The sequence below is a fragment of the Phyllobacterium sp. P5_D12 genome (assembly GCF_054049495.1).
This window is the reverse complement of sequence record NZ_JBFUMG010001010.1, coordinates 1-949: the sequence shown is the minus strand read 5'-3', so window position 1 is coordinate 949 and position 949 is coordinate 1. Positions and strand designations below refer to the sequence as shown.

The window sequence follows — 949 nt, the reverse complement described above, 5'->3', positions numbered from 1 at the left end:
CCATTCGCCTGCGCCGTATGCCGATCGGTCGTGCGTGGGAGGCTTTGCGTGAGGATGAGATCGCCTGCCGCTCGCTAGGCATCAATACAACGACGACAAAACTGACCGCGTTCGCCACCGGCGCAATGTTCGGCGGCTTTGCTGGTTCTTTCTTCGCGGCGCGGCAGGGATTTGTCAGCCCAGAATCCTTTGTGTTCCTGGAGTCCGCCATCATTCTTGCAATCGTGGTTCTGGGGGGGATGGGATCACTGGTCGGCATCGCTATCGCCGCTGCGGTGATGATCGGCGGTACGGAACTCTTGCGCGAATTGGAATTCCTGAAGCGCATCTTTGGACCGGATTTCACTCCCGAACTCTATCGTATGCTCTTGTTCGGTCTCGCGATGATCGTGGTCATGGTGTGGAAGCCGCGTGGTTTTGTCGGCAATCGAGAACCGAGTGCCTTCCTGCATAAACGCAAGATGGTGTCCAGCGAGTTTACCAAAGAAGGCCACGGCTGATGGTTTCGGAAGTGCAAAACAATCCCACTGCAATCTTGCGCGTTGAGCGGCTATCTATGAAATTTGGTGGCCTCATCGCGATCAATGACCTGAACTTCGAAGCCAGGCGCGGCGCAATCACTGCCCTTATCGGCCCGAACGGTGCCGGCAAGACCACGGTCTTCAATTGCATAACCGGCTTTTACAAGCCGACCGAAGGTATGCTGACGATGACCCGTCAGAATGGTGAGGAGTATCTCTTGGAACGGATGGCCGATTTCGTCATCACCAAGAAGGCCAAGGTCGCGCGTACGTTCCAGAATATTCGCCTGTTTTCGGGGTTGACCGTTCTAGAAAACCTGCTCGTCGCTCAGCACAACCCACTGATGTTGTCGTCTGGTTTTACCATTCTCGGCTTGCTGGGCTTTCCTACTTACAAGAAGGCGGCTTCGGATGCGATCGAGAAGGCC

At 55.4% G+C, this 949-nt stretch carries 2 protein-coding genes; both read left to right on the top strand.

Annotated elements, in window-relative coordinates:
- A partial coding sequence (locus tag ACXJ5O_RS28325) for an ABC transporter permease subunit (RefSeq protein ID WP_457302816.1) occupies positions 1–500 on the top strand: 500 nt, incomplete at its 5' end.
- On the top strand, positions 500–949 hold a 450-nt coding region (locus ACXJ5O_RS28320), incomplete at its 3' end, for an ATP-binding cassette domain-containing protein (protein WP_457302815.1). The genes ACXJ5O_RS28325 and ACXJ5O_RS28320, both read left to right, overlap by 1 nt.